Here is a 15,786-nt window from a genome sequence, read left to right as displayed (position 1 = left end):
GGGGCTCCCGCACTTGTCCACTCAAAAAGAATTAGATAGGCCTTACTTTACCCATGCCGCTGTGGTGCACTTTGGGTGAGCCCTTGTAGTCTACCGTGACAATGCCGGCAGCGTCAACGGTGAGTTCTTTGGCCACGTTTACCTGGGCGCTGCTGGCCCCAGCGGCATCCAGGGTGAGGTAATTGGTTTTAAGCTCCAGGGCTTTCAGGTTAGTGGCGCCGGCCAGATCCAGGGTTACTTTATCGGCAGTGCCGCTAAAGGTCACCTTGGTGCCACCCGCAAAGTCGGCGGTGAGGTCTTTTACCTTTAGGGCCATTACGGCGTTAATGCCACCGGCAAACTCCAGGGCCAAGGCAGAGCCGGTAATAGTATTGGTGGTGTATAACTTAATACCGCCGGCCAACTGAAGCTTTTTAAGGTCCCGCACGGTCACGTAGGCTTTCAGGCGCTTGGCACTCTTCAGGCCTTTCTTAATTTTAATGGTGAGGGTGCCGTTCTGGACGGTAGATTCAATGAGCGGAAGCACGTTTTCTTCGGCCTCCAGTTTCAGGCTTTCTTGGGTGCCCTGGGTGAGTTCCACCTCAAAGCCCCCGCTGATGACAAGGCTGGTGAAAGTGGAAACGGCGCGGGTTTCGGTTTTGAACTTGCCGTTGCCCTCTACGGCTTGTGCGCGGGCCTGAGAAATAAAGCCCACAAAGGCCAGAAGCAGGAAAAGGGTAGAGAATGTCTTTTTCATGGTTGCAGTGAATTTATAGCCGGTTATTTCTTTCATAGATGCAGAAACTTGCCAAAGGTTGCTTAGCCACCACCCGCGCCCTCAAATTAAACCGCCAGACTTACCACCAAGCCCAGCAGCAGCGTAATGAACCCGGTAATCATATAGAGAAACAACACCACGGTCATATTGAGGAACGTGCGCAGGTAGCTGCGCCTGAACACCCGCTTTAATCCAAAGAAAAGGTAGAGAAGCCCCAGCAAGGTAGCCCAACCGAACAAGTCATAAGAAGTGAACAGGTACAAGCTGAGCATGTACAGAATGTACAGCATGAAGTAGAAGCAGTGCAGGTGAATGCTGAAGATCAGGTGCTCCATGTAATACCGCCGGGCCCGCAGGTAGACCAGTTTGAGCAGCAGCGCGAACACCGGCATGAGCACAAACATCATTATTGAGAGATACTTGAGCCCTTTAAGGGCCAGTTCGTTTTTAGAAAGTCGCTGGAAGTCGGCGGCTTTCTGGAGGGCGCCGCGGGTAATCCAGTTGTGGTTGGAAAAGCCGTAATCGGTTAAAACGGAATCCAGCTTGCCCTTTGAGGCATTTGGTGGAATACTGTCCAGTTTAGACAGTTGGGCTTCCTCCTTTTTGGAGTTGGCCACCAGAAGGCTGTCTGGATTGATGTTCCGTTCCTGCAGCTTTTTCCTGAGGGAATCTCGGGCCCCGGGCACGTCAGAAAACACTTCCAGGCTATCTAGCGTCCCAGACGGCATAACCTGCAAATCTGACCTAAGGGTTTGCTCGCCGCCCTTCATGTGCCCCGCGCGCAACGAGAGCAGGAAGAAGAAAATGAAGGAGATGAACACGTAGAGCCTGATGGGTGGCACGTAGCCCATGCGGCGGCCCCTATGAAACTCATTGGTGAGCTTGCCCGGGTAGAAAAGCAGGTATTTGAGGGTGATCCAGAACTTGCTGTCATAGTGAAAAATGCCTTCCAGCAGTTCCAGGGCCACGTGCTTGAAGGGCACGTTGAGGTCATGGTTTTCCTGCCCGCAATTAGGGCAGAAGTTGTCTGGCTGCTCCTTGGTGAAGACGTAATCACAATTGGTACAGACCGGGTATTTCCTGAGATGCTTGGCCATGGCGCCTTACTATGTTCTTTCTATATATAGGAAGGGCAAGATACTTTAATCCTGGGCAAGTGCCAAAGAAAAGGCGGTGCCCTCGCGGTTCCGGGCAACGTCTGTTTTGGGCCTGTTTTTCAGAAAACGGCCTCAAAACAGACGTTCTCTGCTTACGTCCGTTCCACGCCGTTGGGTCCAAAACTAATGCTTTGCCCGGCGGTGGTATTGGAGAAGAGGCGCCAGAAGTACCCGGTATTTTCCAGCACGCCCTGCTCCGGCTGAATACGCAGCAGGTGCTTGCCTTGCATGGTGATCATGAGGTCGCCGGCCGGCGAGGCCGATACCTGTACCACGCGCAGCGGGGCCTCCTGCCCCCGCACCAGTTCCTGCAATTTTCTGTCTCTCAGGTTGCTCCCGGGCACCTTCGGGTCAAAGGCCGGGTCGGCCAGGGTTTGGGCATCACGGGCAATTTCCGCGTCGGTAAATTTAATGGCCACCGCGCCGGCGGTTTCCAGTTGCCAGTGGCAGGCTACCTCCAGGGTCCAGGCGCCCACGTCCAGGATAAGGCCATTGGCGTTGGTCACGTGCGCCCGCCCGAAGTGGAAAAACTGTACCTGCCCCAACCGGGTGGTTTTGGTCAAGGGCAACTCCAGCAGGTGCTGCAGCTCCGGAAAAATATGCTCGCTCATAGGTGTAACTGTAGAAGCCGCTAAGGTACGGATTTAGAGATTTGGAGAGCAACGGTGTTTTGGGGGTGTTTTCAGGAAAACAGGCTTGAAGCGTAGAGCCGCCAATTAGGCTAAGCCGCTTTTATAACCCGATAAATCCGGATATACGCGCTTATAAATGCGGCTAAGGCAGATGCGCCCGCCCACACCTCTTCTTTATTATCGGTCTTTCTGCCCTATAATTCCTGCCCGCTGCCACTCTAAGGCGGTTTTTAAGCTAATTGCACCGCCTTTATTGCCTTGCCGTAAAAAGGTGTTATCTTGATAGAGGAACTGGCTGCGCCTGCTTCTTTAAAAAGGATAGTGCAGAGAGTCAGGATTACCTCCGTACATAGTGCGGATAAACGTAGGTGTTCCGTTTATCCAGTAGTTGGCAAAAATTTAAAACATAAATCAATTTGGGAAGACAAGTAAACTTCTTCTTAAATCAGGAAGACCAAACCGACTTCAATAATTTGCTGGTTTCTTGGGACAACCTTGTATTCTTGAACTCTAAGTCTTTAGATGGGAAAGTATCAATTATGAAAGACAGCCTACGTCAAAATGAATCTGAAGACCTAAGCATCTATCTTGCTCGGAAAGAAGACCTGGAAGACATTCAATTTAAATTTTTACCAACCCAAAATTACTGGTATCTGGATTCCCTGCATTCTCCTGTTATTCAATACAGCAGGTGTTACTTTACCGACACCATAATAAGGAGAGGAAGATTATGGTTCCAGCCAGGTGCTTATGTAGATGCGGAGTGGGTCAACAAGAATCATGAATTTATAGAATGGGCCGACAATATCATCAAAAAAGTGAGACGTAATTTAAAGAGATACAAACATCAGCTAGGTGAATACACATATTCAGAGTATGTTGGTGCAACAACCCTAAAATGGGCTCATGAAAATAAAGCAGAGATTCTAAGCGGGGGTAATGAACTCGCTCTAAAAACAGAATAAAAAAACTTTTGCCAACATTGTATAAAAATCATGCTACGGCCGACGGCCTAGCACGTTTTTTATACGAGGCCGTTATCTGCAATAGAAAATAAGGAAATCGAAAAGAAAATAAAACATATCGCTTTTGAAGTCCTTTTCGGTTTAGCTGCTATTTATATCGCTCTAGTAGCATTCTTAAGCCTTAACCTGCATGGAGGACGAATTACCGAAAGTATAGAAAGGCTAAACACCTTAATATTTGTTTGCCTGCTCTTGTCAGCAGGTTTGAGGATGGCAAAGAAAAATACTTTGACAGCAATACTGACCATTCTGGCTGATGTTCTTCTGATGGGGTTAACAGTAGAGACTGTTATTGCAGATAACCTTTTGGACACGCTAAAGAACTTCATTATAGAGCCAGGAATAACTCTGGCAATCATTTGCATTGGTCTTTTGGCTTGGAGCTGGGTAAGGCTAATTGGAAGATTAAAATTACAGACAAGTAACAGCACCTAAACCAGCATCGGCCGACGGCCTTCAGCCACCTTTTAGCCTAACCATTAGCTATAATAGAAACCTCATGAAGATAATCATCACTATTCTTTCCCTCCTTTCTATCTGGCCTTTGTTCTCCCAAGAACCAATGACTTATAAACTATCAGTCAAGGAAAGAACATCTGTAAAGGGCGAGTACAAAGAACTGGAACTATGGAGAAGCAGGAACCAGAATCTGCTGATTATCAAAACCCAGAAGAAAGAAACACTCCCGCTAAAGGGGGAAGACAGCCTAAGGGTAGTTGAAATAATGAAGAGGAACGCCAAAAAAAATCAAGACGAATTGTTCTCTCTTCTGGAGAAGACGGCAGTGTATGAAGTAGACACCATACAACTTCAAAAAGGGCATCCGTTTCTTAAAACAGCAGATAGGTTTTTTCAGAACCGGAAAGAGCGAAAGAAGCAGGCCACAGAGAGCAAGGGCACTAGAATAGTTCTGGACGGGACAACCTATCATATAACCATAGCAGATTCTGAAGGCGGTTCTTATGTCTTTTACTCCCATTCCCCTACCAGGGAATCACACCCTGAAATTTTTGAATTAGTATCTGCCCTCCATCAAACCCTTGCTACTAACCAGAAGTAAGAACAAAAGCCCGTATTGCCAATGTACTGACACTCCACGGCAACCACCTGGGAGGCTTCATGACCAAAGCCAGTTTCGGGGGTGGGTATGTGCAGGAACTTATAAGATTCATCCAGATGTAAACGTTTCCAGCAAAACGCCTTAAAAACAGCAGGGCCCGCGAAATAGAACGCGGGCCCTGCTGTTTTTGCCTAGAGAAGGAAAGCTTAGTCTTTGGTTTCCCGCTTCTGGTTGATGGTGAAGTTGCTGCCGTCTTTCTTGAGGGTAATGTCAATGTCTTCGCCCTGCGCTTTAGAGATAAGCTTTTTGTATTTCTGGTACAGGCTATCAGATTGTTTCTTGTCATTGACATACAGGCCAGTCTTGTCCAGCTTGAAGGTATAGTCGCCCTCGGGGGTTTTGATGAAACCGTCTTTGACCAGTTCTGCTTTTAGCTCCTTCATCATGGCCTCATGCTTTTTCATGCGCTCATTGTGGGCCTCCATACGTTTTTCATGGTCTTTCATGCGGCGTTCGTGTTCCCCGTTGCGCTGGATCGCTATCCGTTCCCGCTCTACAACTCTGCGCCCGGCTTCTTCGGCCAGGCGACCATTTCTTTCTGCCATGGCGGCATGGCGGCGGGCCAAAGCCTCGGCGCTTCCGCCAACGCGGGTTCCCATCCGGCTGGCGTATTGGCCCATTTCTTCGCCGTATTTTTCCATTTCGGCTTCAAATTTCTTCATTTCAACCTCATAGGCTTTCATTTCTTTGTCATAGCGGGCCTGGTCCTTTTTAGAGACTTTCCCGTCTGGCGACATAGGCGATACGGGCGGAGCCGGAGGTGCTGGGGGTGGAGGCACGCCTGGCCCACCTTGTCCGAAACCGGCCATGGGCGGCATTGGGGGCATGGGAGGGAAAGGAGCCCTCCGGATACCTTGCCCCATAGAGGATCTTCTTTCTACCCGCGCCAACTCACTGCGCGCCGAGTTCATGGCCCGGCTCACCTCGTCTTTGTCTCTTAGTTTCTCGGCGTTCTTGGTGCGGTTCAGGCTAGCGTCTATCTCAGACTGGTATTGGCTTATCTGCCCGCTGGGGATTTTCTTGCCGTTCACGTACAGCTCAATGATCTTGCCTTTCTTGTTACGCACAATAATTAGGTCATTGCCACCTTGCTGCAGGTACTGGGCCCGGGTACCCTCTTCCCTGGCCGGCGCGGCGACTGATACGTACTGGGTCTGCTTTTCTGGAGCCGGCACCGAAACAATTGTAGTAGTTGCCTCCTTAGCCGGGGTTGCTTTGGCCGGTACGGCTTTGGGAGGGGTGGCGGTGGCTTTCTTAGGCGTGGTTTCTGTCTGGTAGGCCATGGCGCTGACAGAGAAGAGCAGGATGCCTACCATAAGCACGCAGGCCGCCATGAAGCCTTCAGAGAAAGATGGCCTTAATGAAGGGCCTTGCACCAGCCGCTTGATGCGGCTTAACAGGGAGCGTTTCTTGCCAGAGAACGTCATGGCAAGCTGGGGGTTTGACACAGGTTTTTTCATAAGAATTTCTTCAAGATTGGTTAACGCGTAAGCATAAGTAAGGGAATTGTCGCAGAGGGTAAGGGCCAGGTCATCACAGCAGTGCTCACGCTCTGCCCGTATGTTTTCTGAGATCCACCACACCGCTGGGTGGAAGAAGAACAGGGCCTCTACCACACACTGTAGCAGGTTCATGAGGTAATCATGGCGGCTCACGTGGGCCAGTTCATGCGCCAGAATGGCCTCTAGCTGCGCAGGACTAAGTCCGGCGGCGGTCCCCAACGGTAATAGGATAATGGGCTGCAAATGTCCTACCACGGCCGGCACTTTTACCAGGCCTGACTCGGCTAGCTGCACCAGTTTCTTTAAGCCTAGTTTCTGGCTCAGGATCTGCACCCGTTGCTGCCATTCCAAGGGAAGGGGTTTTAAGTGATAGCTTCTTAATCGGCGGGTATAGGCCCAGCCGCCCACTAGACGCAATAGCATAGCCGTTAGCCCTAAGAGCCAGACCGTGACAATAAGCGGCAGGTGCCGCCCAAAGTAGCCCTGGAATTCATGGGTCACCGTGGCCCACCACCCTGCCTCAGGGAGCACTGCCATGGGCGCCTGTGTAGTAGTGGCAGCAGCAGCCTGGCTTATGGAAGTGACCTGCCCCGCGGTAGCTGGTTCATACACCTGAAAGAACGTAATGCCGGCCATGACCAGCAGCAGCCCCATAGAAAGGCTGGCCACGCGGTACCTGATGCGGGCCGAATGCCGGTGCAAGACCAACAGCAGCAAGGAGAGCAAGACAGCCAGCAGGGCACCCTGCCAGAGGGAATGCAGCAGAGTCCAGCCCAGGGCTTTTACAATGGCTTCGGGCAGAAATAGGTGGAGCGGGTTCATTGATGGCCTCCTTTCTCTAGTTGGTTTAACAGGGTGCGTATCTGGTCAAGCTCTTCGGGGGTAGTGGTGTGGTTGCCCAGGGCCTGCATGACCAGCTTCATAGCCGACCCCCTGAAGGTGGTGTCCAGGAACCGCCCCAACAGGTGCTGCTGGGTTTCCTCCTCGGTGACGGCCGCCTGGTACACGTGCGAGCGGCTTTCCTCATCGCGCCTCACCAGGTTTTTCTCGTGCATGATCTGCAGCAGCTTAAGCGTAGTGGTATAGCCGGTTTCCTTGGTTTTATTCTGGGCCTCGTTCACGAACCTAACCGTGCTGGGGCCGTTTTGCCACAGAACTTGCAGAATCTCCAGTTCCGTCTCGGTGGGCTTAAGGGGTATGTTCTCTTCCATCATTCTATACGGTTTGCTTTCATCTACGACAAACTTCGTAGGCAAGTATACGAATAGTTTCGTAAAAGAGAATCTTCACACACGAATTTTTTCGTACTTTAACATACTTTAACAAAGCACCTGCCCGGCACAGACCTCCTCCCATAGATATCATCAAGAATAGATTAGTTGGCCACCAAAGGCAAATCATTTCCTTTCAGCCTTTTAAAATTGATTTCAGAAAATACTGACGGGGCTACGCTGAAAGGAAATCTCAGCAAAGAGATGAACCCCGATGGCTAAAGAAGCAATTTGCGCCACGCAAGGCAAGAAACCAGAACCGACCGGCGTTCCAAAAGCAGACTTTCTCCGTGGGCTGTTGCCACGGTCTTGATTTCTCTTCCGTACTTTACCCTATGAAAAAATTATTCCTGCTGGTTCTCGGCTTCTCCCTTTTAGGCACCTTGCCTGCCCTGGCCCAGCGCTATAAGACCGCCGCCGGCGTAAGAATCGGTAGTGATGATTTCGGGCTTACCCTGCAGCAGAAGATTCTGGAGAAGACCACCCTGGAGGGCCTGGTCACGGCCGCGCCCCGTGAGGTGGCCGTTACCGTGTTAGGGGAGCAGCATTTTCCTATGCTGGGCCAACGCCTGAATTACTACCTGGGTGGGGGCGTGCACGCGGGTCACCTGAAGGACTACGGCACCATTTACGGGTTTGACGCCATTACCGGCATAGAGTACAAGCTGAACGGCCTTCCGTTACTACTGTCCGCTGACCTGAAACCGGCGTTCCATATCAAGCATGAGAACTGGTTTAACCTGGGCGGCGCCTTCTCCATCAGGTATGTACTGGTAAAAGAGAAGCCGCCTGGGCCCATGGAAATCATTAAGGGAATTTTCAGCCCGTCTGGCAAGAACAAGAAGAAAGACTAGTTTCCTTTAAGGGGAGGGGGAAGCCGCCACGGTTTCTGTTTTCAGGCTACTTTACCAAAAACGGCCTTAAAACAGCTTGGGCGGCTGGAGGGTTTACACGCACTCTTTCACGTCCTGGCCCACGCTGTCGGCGGCCAGAGAAGGCGCTGGCTGGGTGGTCTGGTCAAGGTAGATCACTTCTTGCTGGTAGTTAAGTCCACTCAAGGCATCTTTCAAGGCCAACCCAGATCCAAAACACATCGCGAATAATAAAATGATAACTTTCATGGCTTTATTGTTTTAATTTTTTTTTCGTTTTCAACTTCTTTCAGTTCACATTTGCGGCAGGCCGCCGAGGAGTAAGTGAGGGCTTTTTCAGTTTCCGCGGCCATTAAGAGGCGGGTAGCGGTCAATTTTATTACCCTCGTTCTACCCTACCTTTCCTAATACTGTGCCAATACAATAAATTGTTGATTTACAGATAGTTATAAATAAAATAAAACGTTAAGGATGTCCGGTCCCGAACGGAAAATGTTCAGGACCGGACAGTGGGTGACCGGACAATTTTGGAGGCAACTTTCCCGCCCGCCGGCCGGTATACACAGGCCGGCGCTTCCCCGCGGGACACACCAGCGCCAGCGCCCTTACGTACAGAATTCTATGCTACCAGACCTTACCCCAGAACTGAACTTTCAGACCTCGCGCAGCAGCGGCCCGGGCGGGCAGAACGTGAACAAAGTGGCCAGCAGGGTAGAAGTGTGGTTTTCCATTGAGAACTCTGCCTTGCTTACCCCGCACCAGAAGGAATTGCTCCTGGAAAAGCTTAGCCCTAAACTCAACAAAGAAGGCTTCCTGCACCTGGCCAGCCAGGACAACCGCAGCCAGTTGGTCAACAAAGAGTTAGTGGTACAGAAGCTGTATGAAGTGTTGGAACAGGCCCTGCACCGGCCCAAGCCCCGCAAGCGAACCACTCCCTCAAGGGCCGCGGTGCAGAAAAGACTGGTAGCCAAACAAAAGCAAGGGCAGAAGAAAGCCAACCGCAGAACCGGCGGCTCCGGGGAGGAGTAAGCGTTTTGAGGCCGTTTTCCGGAAAACAGGCTTAAAACGCAAGGGCACCTGCTTTAAAGACATCGTAGCATCCGGAGGACCTGCGAGCGTCTGGGCCAGTAGCCTCTCCTTTGTAAACACCCCCCTTCGCCCCCCTCAAGGGGGGAGTCAGCGTTTAGTAGGTGGTGTCGAGTATCGGAAGCGTTAGCCTGTTTTGAGTCCGTTTTCCGGAAAACAGGCCTAAATCAGTTCCCACTCAGGACTCCTTTAAAAGCTTACCTGAATACCGTTGGTGAGGCTGTAGAGGTAACTGGGGATGGGCACAATGGGCCGGTTCTCATAGGTGTGCGAGAAGTTGGTGGTGAGCTGAAACCACTTGTTGATCTTCATGACCAGGGAGAAGTCTCCGCTGAACCGGTGGCGCCACATCCTGGCGGGCTGGTCATATCCTACCTGGTAATAATGGATGCTGCTCAGCTCCAGGTACGGGTTCAGGGGCAGCCGCACGCTGGCGTAGGTAGACAGCTTGGGAATATCTTTCCGGATGTAGAAGTTCTCCTGCAGGTTGTGCCACCGTTCATGCTCCCCCATCACGCTGGTGCCCAGGTAAAACCTGAGGTTCTCCTTTCTGACTACCGCGTACCTAATGCCCGCCCCCACCAGCGCTCTCAGTTCCAGCCCCCGGTTGTAGTCATACTGCGTTTGGGCGTAGGCCTCATAAGACAGGCGGGCCTGGCGGTTAAAGGTCACGCGCCCGTGCACGTAGCCGGTCTCTACCTGGGTCTCGCCGCGCAGGCGCACGTAGTTGTAAGAACCCAGCAACAGGTACGTATTGTGCTCAGACACGTAGCCTACGTTGCCGTTGCCGGTGAGCCCAATAAAATGATCCGTCAGGCCTTCTTTGCCCACCGGGCGGTTAAACAGGTTGAGGTTCAGGCCCAGTTTACCCGTGAAGTAATGGGAAGAATCCCGCTCCACCCGGGTCTTTTCCACATTCAGGATCTGGGCCCAGGCGGGAGAAGAGAAGAACAATAGGAAGAGGCAACAGCAGGAAAAACGCACCAGAAAAAGCATAAGCAAAACAGCGCCACGGCTCAAAACCAGGCACCCAAAAAGAAGCATGAAAATCAAAACAGGCAAAGGAAAGACTTTGGGCTAAGCCGCCGGCCGCTGCCAATTTTCAGGCAGCCCTTATCCCCTAAAGTATAAAACAGCGCCCAAGGCGACAAACCCAACCCTGAAAAGGCCCCGTCTTTGAGAGTACCGCCCTGAAACTAAAAACCTGTTTTGGGATCGTTTTCCACAAAACACACCCAAAACAGGTTTCCCTTGTTATCGGCTACGCCGAAGATTAAACTTAAGACTACTTGGTGGCAGGCGGATTGAATTCCTGGATGGCTTCGCTGAGGTCATAGACGGGCACGTCTTCCACGCCTATAGCCACTATGCTGGCCCCAGCCGCCGACCGGTAACCACCCGCACAATGCACCACAATGGGTTTGTCGGTGGGAATTTCGTCCAGGCGCTCCCGCAGTTCAGGGAGGGGTATTTCTACCGCGTTTGGGAAGATGCGTTTTTCCTTTACCTCACTCTCGTTTCGCACATCTACAATGGTGTAGTTTTCTGGGTGGGCCTTGAACTGGGCCAGGTCCAGGTCGGGGAGGGTTTCCGTGCTTTCTACCGGGGCGGCCGCCAGGGCTCCGCAGATAAAGCGCTCGTAGCCAATCTTGGCCGTTTTGGCAATCAGTTCCCTCAGGGTTTCCTCGTCATCAGAAATGAGGTAGAACTTTTCCTCGGGGTTGACAATGGAGCCCAGCCAGGTCTCAAACTTGGGGCCGTCCTGCAGGTTGATGGCCTTGGGCAGGTGTCCTTTTTTGAACTGCTCCCGGGGCCGGGTATCAATCACCAGCCCTTCCTCTTCCAGTTCAGTCCCCGGTTCCAGTACCGGTACCTTTTTGGTAGAAGAATCAAACTTGGAGGCCCCTTTGCGGTTCAGCTCTACGTCATAGGCAAAGTACCGGGGCACAAACGGCTGGTCGGCGGTAATAAAGGCTACAAAGGCCTCTTCAGACATGGGCTGCAGGGCGCGGTTAGAAAGCTTTTCGGCGCCAATGGTGCTGGACTTTTCCTCACTGAGGGCTTTGCCGCAGAGGCTGCCGGCCCCGTGCGCCGGGTACACCAGCACGTGGTCTGGCAGGGTCATCAGTTTCTGGCGGGTGGTATGGTACATCTGGCGGGCCAGGTCTTCGCGGGTGGCAGTTTCCTGCCCAACGTCTTCCCGAAGGTCGGGGCGGCCCACATCACCTACAAAAAGGGCATCTCCGGTAAAGACCGCGTGCTCCTTGCCTTCCTCGTCCAGGAGCAGCACCGAGATGCTGTCCGGCGAATGGCCGGGGGTATTGATGGCCCGTAGCGTCACCTTGCCCACCGTGATTTCCTGCCCCTCATCAAAGGTGGTGTGCGGGTACTCGGCCCCTACCGCCGCGCTCACGTAGATGGTGGCTTGTTTGGCATCTGAGAGCTCCAGGTGCCCGCTCACAAAGTCGGCGTGGGGGTGCGTTTCTATGACGGTGGTAATGCGGGCGTCATGCAGCATGGCAAACTCCTCATATTGCCGGGGGTTGCGGGTGGGGTCAATTACCGCAATCTCGGCGTCACTCATGATCACGTAAGAGAAGTGGGCCAGGCCTTTATCTTCAAACTGATGAATTTTCATAGGTATGGGATTAATAAAGCGGTTGTGGTGTTGTACCATAGCCGGGCAGTCCTGCGCTCAGGTACGCTGGCTATTCCAGGTCCTGCCAAGGGAGTAGCTTTAAGAACCACCCTTCCGTAACAGTACTTTGTCTGGTCCACGTGTACGCATAAAAGCGAAGCGGGGTAGGCCTGGCAAAGCACCCTTTTAGAAGAAGGGCCGAAGAAGATAATGGTTAAAGGTCTCTTTTGACCGCACCTCTCTGGTTTTCACCTTAATTTTTCTGGCCCTGCAAGGCGCCCGTATCTTGTGCATCTGGGCAAATCTTGTAGTTTTGACCCCGGCGCACCTGGGGCATTGCCCTGTTTACCGTTTACTATTTTTTTGTGATTATTTCTATGCAACACCCTAAAGGAACCCTTATTGCGCTTGGCGGCGGTGACGATGACGGCTTAATCAATCTTATCCGCTCAGAGATCTGTAGCGTGGAATCTAACATTGAGGTGATCACTACCGCCACCTTAGAGCCCATGGAATCTGGGCAGGCTTACAAAGAAGCGTTTGAAGAACTGGGCTGCAACAGCGTGCGGTTCATGCATATTGACGAAGATAACAAGGCAGACTCACAGGACTATATTACCCGTATTGAACAGGCCGAGGTGATCTTTTTCACCGGCGGCAACCAGCTTAGACTAAAGGAGTTTCTGAGCGGCTCAAAGCTGCACCACCTTATGCAACGCCGGTTCATTGAGGAGGAAATCACCATTGCCGGCACCAGCGCCGGGGCCGCCGCCATGTCTAACCGCATGATCTATGAAGGGTACGGCTCTTACTCCCTCATGAAGGGCGAGGTGAAAACCACAGACGGACTCTCTTTTATCAACAACGTGTTTATTGACACCCATTTCACGGAGCGGGGCCGCTTTGGCCGCCTAGCGCACGCCGTCTCTAAGCGCCCTGAGTTCATTGGCATTGGGCTAGGCGAAGAGACGGGTATCATCATCAAGCACAACAACCACATTGAGGTCTTCGGGGCCGGGGTGGTCACCATTATGGATGGCTCCCAGGTAAGCTACTCTAACCTGAAGGATGTGGAGGAAGGCGACCCTATCGCCATTGAGAACCTGACCATGCACCTGCTGGTGGAAGGCCATGAATACTGCATCCAGGACCGGGCCTTCCGGAAACTCTCGCAGGTAAAGCGCAACACCTCCGCTAAGGTATAGCGTTTAGCCTTATAGCAAATCGTCCCGTTTTGGGCCTGTTTTCTGAAAAACAGGCCCAAAACGGGACGACTCATTTCTAGCTGGGGCAAACCCTACAACCTGAATTCTTTCTGCAGTTCCATGTTAATGGCCACCCCGGCTTTGGTGCCTTCGGCGGCCGCCACAATGACCAGTTGCATGTCACGGGCGGCGTCACCGGCCACGTACAGACCGGGCACATTGGTTTGCTGGTGCTTGTAGGTTTTCACCACGCCTTTGCTGGTGAAGTCACACTGCAGTTGCGCGGCCAGGTCTGAGTGCTGGTCTGAACCGGTGGCAAAGAACAGGGCTTCACGGTCTTCCACCTCGCCGTTTTTGAGCACAATGCGCTGCAGGTGCCCGCCTTCGCCTTCCAGACGCTCTATGGGCAGCAGGTTTACCTTTACCTTGTTGCGCGCCAGCAGCTCGCGGTCTGCCCGGGATAGTTTTTTGGTACCGTCTGTAAACAGCATCACGTCACTGCTCCAGGTTTTAAGCGAGAGCGAAAGGCCAACGGCGTCACGGTTCTTGCCATATGCCGCCAGCGGTTTGTTTTTAGACTCATACCCGTCACAATACGGGCAGTGGTGAATGCTGGAGCCGTAGAAGGCTTCTGCCCCTTCCAGTTTGGGCCACCGGTCACACAGGCCCGTGGCCAGCAACACCTTTCTGGAGATATAGACCTGGTTGTCCTGATCACAGGCTTTGAACAGCTCCCCCTCTTTGGTGATCTGTACAATGCGTTTCTGCTTGAACTCCACCTCATACTTTTCCAGATCTTGCCGGCTCAGTTCCAGAAACTCCTGCGGCGGGGTGCCGTCACGGGAGATGAACCCGTTCATGGCATGTGAATAGGAGTTGCGGTATTGACCGGTATCAAATAGTGCAACTTTCCGCATACAGCGCCCCAGCAGCATGGCGGCGCTCAGGCCGGCCGGCCCGCCTCCTACTATTAAAACATCATACATTTTCTTTCTTGCTTAGCCAGAAATGCATAAACGCATCTGGCGGAAAAGGGGCTAGGTTCTGCCCGCATTTTTGTGACAAAAACCCTTGAAACTGCCAGAAAGAGGCAGAGGAGACAAATCTTTGCCGCTGGGCCGGCAAAAGCATGACCAGGCAATAAAATTAAAAAATGAAAAAATATAGTGCTTATGCATAACACTATGCGAAACTGTGTGCAATTTTTCTATATTTGGTTACCAAATCCACAAGAAATAATTTTACCTATTTTTAACTAGCAAACGCATGAAAAGTAAATTACTAGCCTTTTTGGGATGTGCCATGCTCTCTGCAGGCGTCGCCAACGCGGGTGGCTTCCAGGCTAACCTTCAGGGGCAAAAGCAGTTAGGCATGGGCCACACCGGAACCGGCCTGGCCCTTGACCAAAGCAGCATCTTCTTTAACCCCGGAGCCCTGGCCCATTTGCGCCAAAACGGTATACAACTGGGCGTAAGTGCGTTGAACTCCAAAATTGCTTACCGTGAGCCCTTTCCGGGCGTTTCTGAAGCCCAGACAGATAACAAGATCAGCACGCCTTTCCAGGTCTATGCCTCTTTTGGCAAAGAAGATAGCCCCCTGCGTTTTGGTATTGGTATTTACACCCCTTACGGTTCTTCCGTGAACTGGGGAGACACCTGGCAAGGACGCTTCGGCTTGAATGAGCTAACCTTGCAGGCCATCTTCATTCAGCCTACCATCAGCTACCAGGTGAATGACAAGATTGGCATTGGCGCTGGCTTTGTTTACTCTACCGGTAAAGTGAACCTGCAAAGAAGCATTCCTTTGATCTCTTCTAACGGTGTGGAAAGCGGTCTTGAACTAGACGGCGCCGCCAGCGGTATGGGCTTTAACGTGGGCGTTTTCTTTAAACCTACAGATAAGCTTTCGTTGGGGTTAACCTATCGCTCAAAGGTAGAGATGGAGGTAAAAGAAGGAGATGTGACTTTCACGCTGCCTACGGCTCCAGTGCTGGCTCCTAGCTTTACCGCCACCCAATTTGACGCTACCCTGCCATTGCCGGCCAACATTACCTTAGGGGTTGGGTTTAAACCCACCGATAAACTCACTATTGCCGTTGACTTGCAGCGGGTACAGTGGAGCGCCTATAAATCTCTGCGCTTTGACTTTAACGGCAACGCCGGCGGCCCTGGGGTTACTTCCAGCGAAAGCCCCCGCAACTATGAAGATGTGTTCATTTACCGTTTAGGCTTGCAGTACCAGGTGTCTGATATTTTGACGGTACGTGCCGGCGGGTATTATGACCAGTCTCCGGTTCAGTCTGGTTACCTCACCCCAGAAACGCCAGATGCAGACTCTAGAGGGGTATCTACCGGTTTAACCCTGGCCCTGTCTGAGAAGGTAGATTTAGACGCTTCGTTCCTGTACATCAACAAGAAAGAGCGCACCGATGATGCCAAAGGCTCTGGTGGCGTACCAGGTACCTTTAAGTCAATTGCCTACATCCCTGGGGTTGGGCTTAACTACAAGTTTTAATTTTTAC

15 protein-coding genes are annotated in these 15,786 nt (G+C 52.0%); 6 read left to right on the top strand and 9 right to left on the bottom strand.

Features of this window, described 5'->3' with window-relative positions:
- Nucleotides 1-31: 31 nt before the first annotated feature.
- The 3 genes from TH63_RS18395 to TH63_RS18385 form a co-directional block, all read right to left on the bottom strand.
- Nucleotides 32-736 (bottom strand): head GIN domain-containing protein, encoded by a 705-nt coding sequence (locus tag TH63_RS18395; RefSeq protein ID WP_197088597.1) that lies wholly within the window; start codon nt 734-736, stop codon nt 32-34.
- Between the two features lie 86 nt (nt 737-822).
- Nucleotides 823-1,854, bottom strand: a complete 1,032-nt coding sequence (locus TH63_RS18390; RefSeq protein WP_048922239.1) for a DUF3667 domain-containing protein — start codon at nt 1,852-1,854, stop codon at nt 823-825.
- Nucleotides 1,855-2,006: 152 nt separating this feature from the next.
- Complete coding sequence (locus tag TH63_RS18385; RefSeq protein WP_048922238.1) at nt 2,007-2,525, bottom strand: hypothetical protein; 519 nt, start codon at nt 2,523-2,525, stop codon at nt 2,007-2,009.
- Between the two features lie 437 nt (nt 2,526-2,962).
- On the opposite strand from TH63_RS18385, the gene TH63_RS18380 reads away from it, so the two are divergent.
- Together TH63_RS18380 and TH63_RS18370 are read left to right on the top strand one after the other, a co-directional pair.
- Nucleotides 2,963-3,511 carry a hypothetical protein gene (locus tag TH63_RS18380; RefSeq protein ID WP_048922237.1) on the top strand — a complete coding sequence of 183 codons (549 nt, stop codon included), beginning with the start codon at nt 2,963-2,965 and terminating at the stop codon, nt 3,509-3,511.
- Nucleotides 3,512-4,070: 559 nt separating this feature from the next.
- The gene (locus tag TH63_RS18370; protein ID WP_048922235.1) at nt 4,071-4,631 is read left to right on the top strand and encodes a hypothetical protein; all 561 of its coding nucleotides are present in this window, start codon (nt 4,071-4,073) and stop codon (nt 4,629-4,631) included.
- A gap of 206 nt (nt 4,632-4,837) precedes the next feature.
- Here TH63_RS18370 and TH63_RS18365 read toward each other — a convergent pair whose 3' ends face one another.
- Together TH63_RS18365 and TH63_RS18360 are read right to left on the bottom strand one after the other, a co-directional pair.
- The gene (locus TH63_RS18365) at nt 4,838-7,015 is read right to left on the bottom strand and encodes a M56 family metallopeptidase (protein WP_048922234.1); all 2,178 of its coding nucleotides are present in this window, start codon (nt 7,013-7,015) and stop codon (nt 4,838-4,840) included.
- Nucleotides 7,012-7,407, bottom strand: a complete 396-nt coding sequence (locus TH63_RS18360; RefSeq protein ID WP_197088697.1) for a BlaI/MecI/CopY family transcriptional regulator — start codon at nt 7,405-7,407, stop codon at nt 7,012-7,014. Before TH63_RS18360 ends, TH63_RS18365 begins: the two co-directional genes overlap by 4 nt.
- 392 nt (nt 7,408-7,799) lie before the next feature.
- Here TH63_RS18360 and TH63_RS18355 point away from each other — a divergent pair, with 392 nt between their 5' ends.
- Nucleotides 7,800-8,318 (top strand): hypothetical protein, encoded by a 519-nt coding sequence (locus tag TH63_RS18355; RefSeq protein ID WP_048922233.1) that lies wholly within the window; start codon nt 7,800-7,802, stop codon nt 8,316-8,318.
- Nucleotides 8,319-8,411: 93 nt separating this feature from the next.
- On the opposite strand, the gene TH63_RS20430 is transcribed toward TH63_RS18355, so the two are convergent.
- Nucleotides 8,412-8,585 (bottom strand): hypothetical protein, encoded by a 174-nt coding sequence (locus TH63_RS20430; RefSeq protein ID WP_156180716.1) that lies wholly within the window; start codon nt 8,583-8,585, stop codon nt 8,412-8,414.
- A gap of 372 nt (nt 8,586-8,957) precedes the next feature.
- Between TH63_RS20430 and arfB the strand changes: the two genes are divergently transcribed.
- On the top strand, nt 8,958-9,365 hold the full coding sequence (gene arfB / locus TH63_RS18350) for an alternative ribosome rescue aminoacyl-tRNA hydrolase ArfB (RefSeq protein ID WP_048922232.1): 408 nt from the start codon (nt 8,958-8,960) through the stop codon (nt 9,363-9,365).
- A gap of 246 nt (nt 9,366-9,611) precedes the next feature.
- On the opposite strand, the gene TH63_RS18345 is transcribed toward arfB, so the two are convergent.
- Entirely contained in the window at nt 9,612-10,376 is a 765-nt protein-coding gene (locus TH63_RS18345) for a DUF481 domain-containing protein (protein ID WP_048922231.1), read from the bottom strand.
- 331 nt (nt 10,377-10,707) lie between these two features.
- The gene (locus TH63_RS18340; RefSeq protein ID WP_048922230.1) at nt 10,708-12,060 is read right to left on the bottom strand and encodes an MBL fold metallo-hydrolase; all 1,353 of its coding nucleotides are present in this window, start codon (nt 12,058-12,060) and stop codon (nt 10,708-10,710) included.
- A gap of 377 nt (nt 12,061-12,437) precedes the next feature.
- Between TH63_RS18340 and TH63_RS18335 the strand changes: the two genes are divergently transcribed.
- Nucleotides 12,438-13,265: a cyanophycinase gene (locus tag TH63_RS18335; RefSeq protein ID WP_048922229.1), complete on the top strand. Its 828-nt coding sequence runs from the start codon at nt 12,438-12,440 to the stop codon at nt 13,263-13,265.
- 92 nt (nt 13,266-13,357) lie between these two features.
- Here TH63_RS18335 and TH63_RS18330 read toward each other — a convergent pair whose 3' ends face one another.
- Nucleotides 13,358-14,251 carry an NAD(P)/FAD-dependent oxidoreductase gene (locus TH63_RS18330; RefSeq protein ID WP_048922228.1) on the bottom strand — a complete coding sequence of 298 codons (894 nt, stop codon included), beginning with the start codon at nt 14,249-14,251 and terminating at the stop codon, nt 13,358-13,360.
- Between the two features lie 280 nt (nt 14,252-14,531).
- Here TH63_RS18330 and TH63_RS18325 point away from each other — a divergent pair, with 280 nt between their 5' ends.
- Nucleotides 14,532-15,779 (top strand): OmpP1/FadL family transporter, encoded by a 1,248-nt coding sequence (locus TH63_RS18325; protein WP_048922227.1) that lies wholly within the window; start codon nt 14,532-14,534, stop codon nt 15,777-15,779.
- Nucleotides 15,780-15,786: the final 7 nt, after the last annotated feature.

It is taken from the genome of Rufibacter radiotolerans, assembly GCF_001078055.1.
Classification (GTDB): Bacteria; Bacteroidota; Bacteroidia; order Cytophagales; family Hymenobacteraceae; genus Nibribacter; species Nibribacter radiotolerans.
Note: the sequence above shows the minus strand (reverse complement) of the source record. Positions and strands in the feature narration are given on the sequence as shown.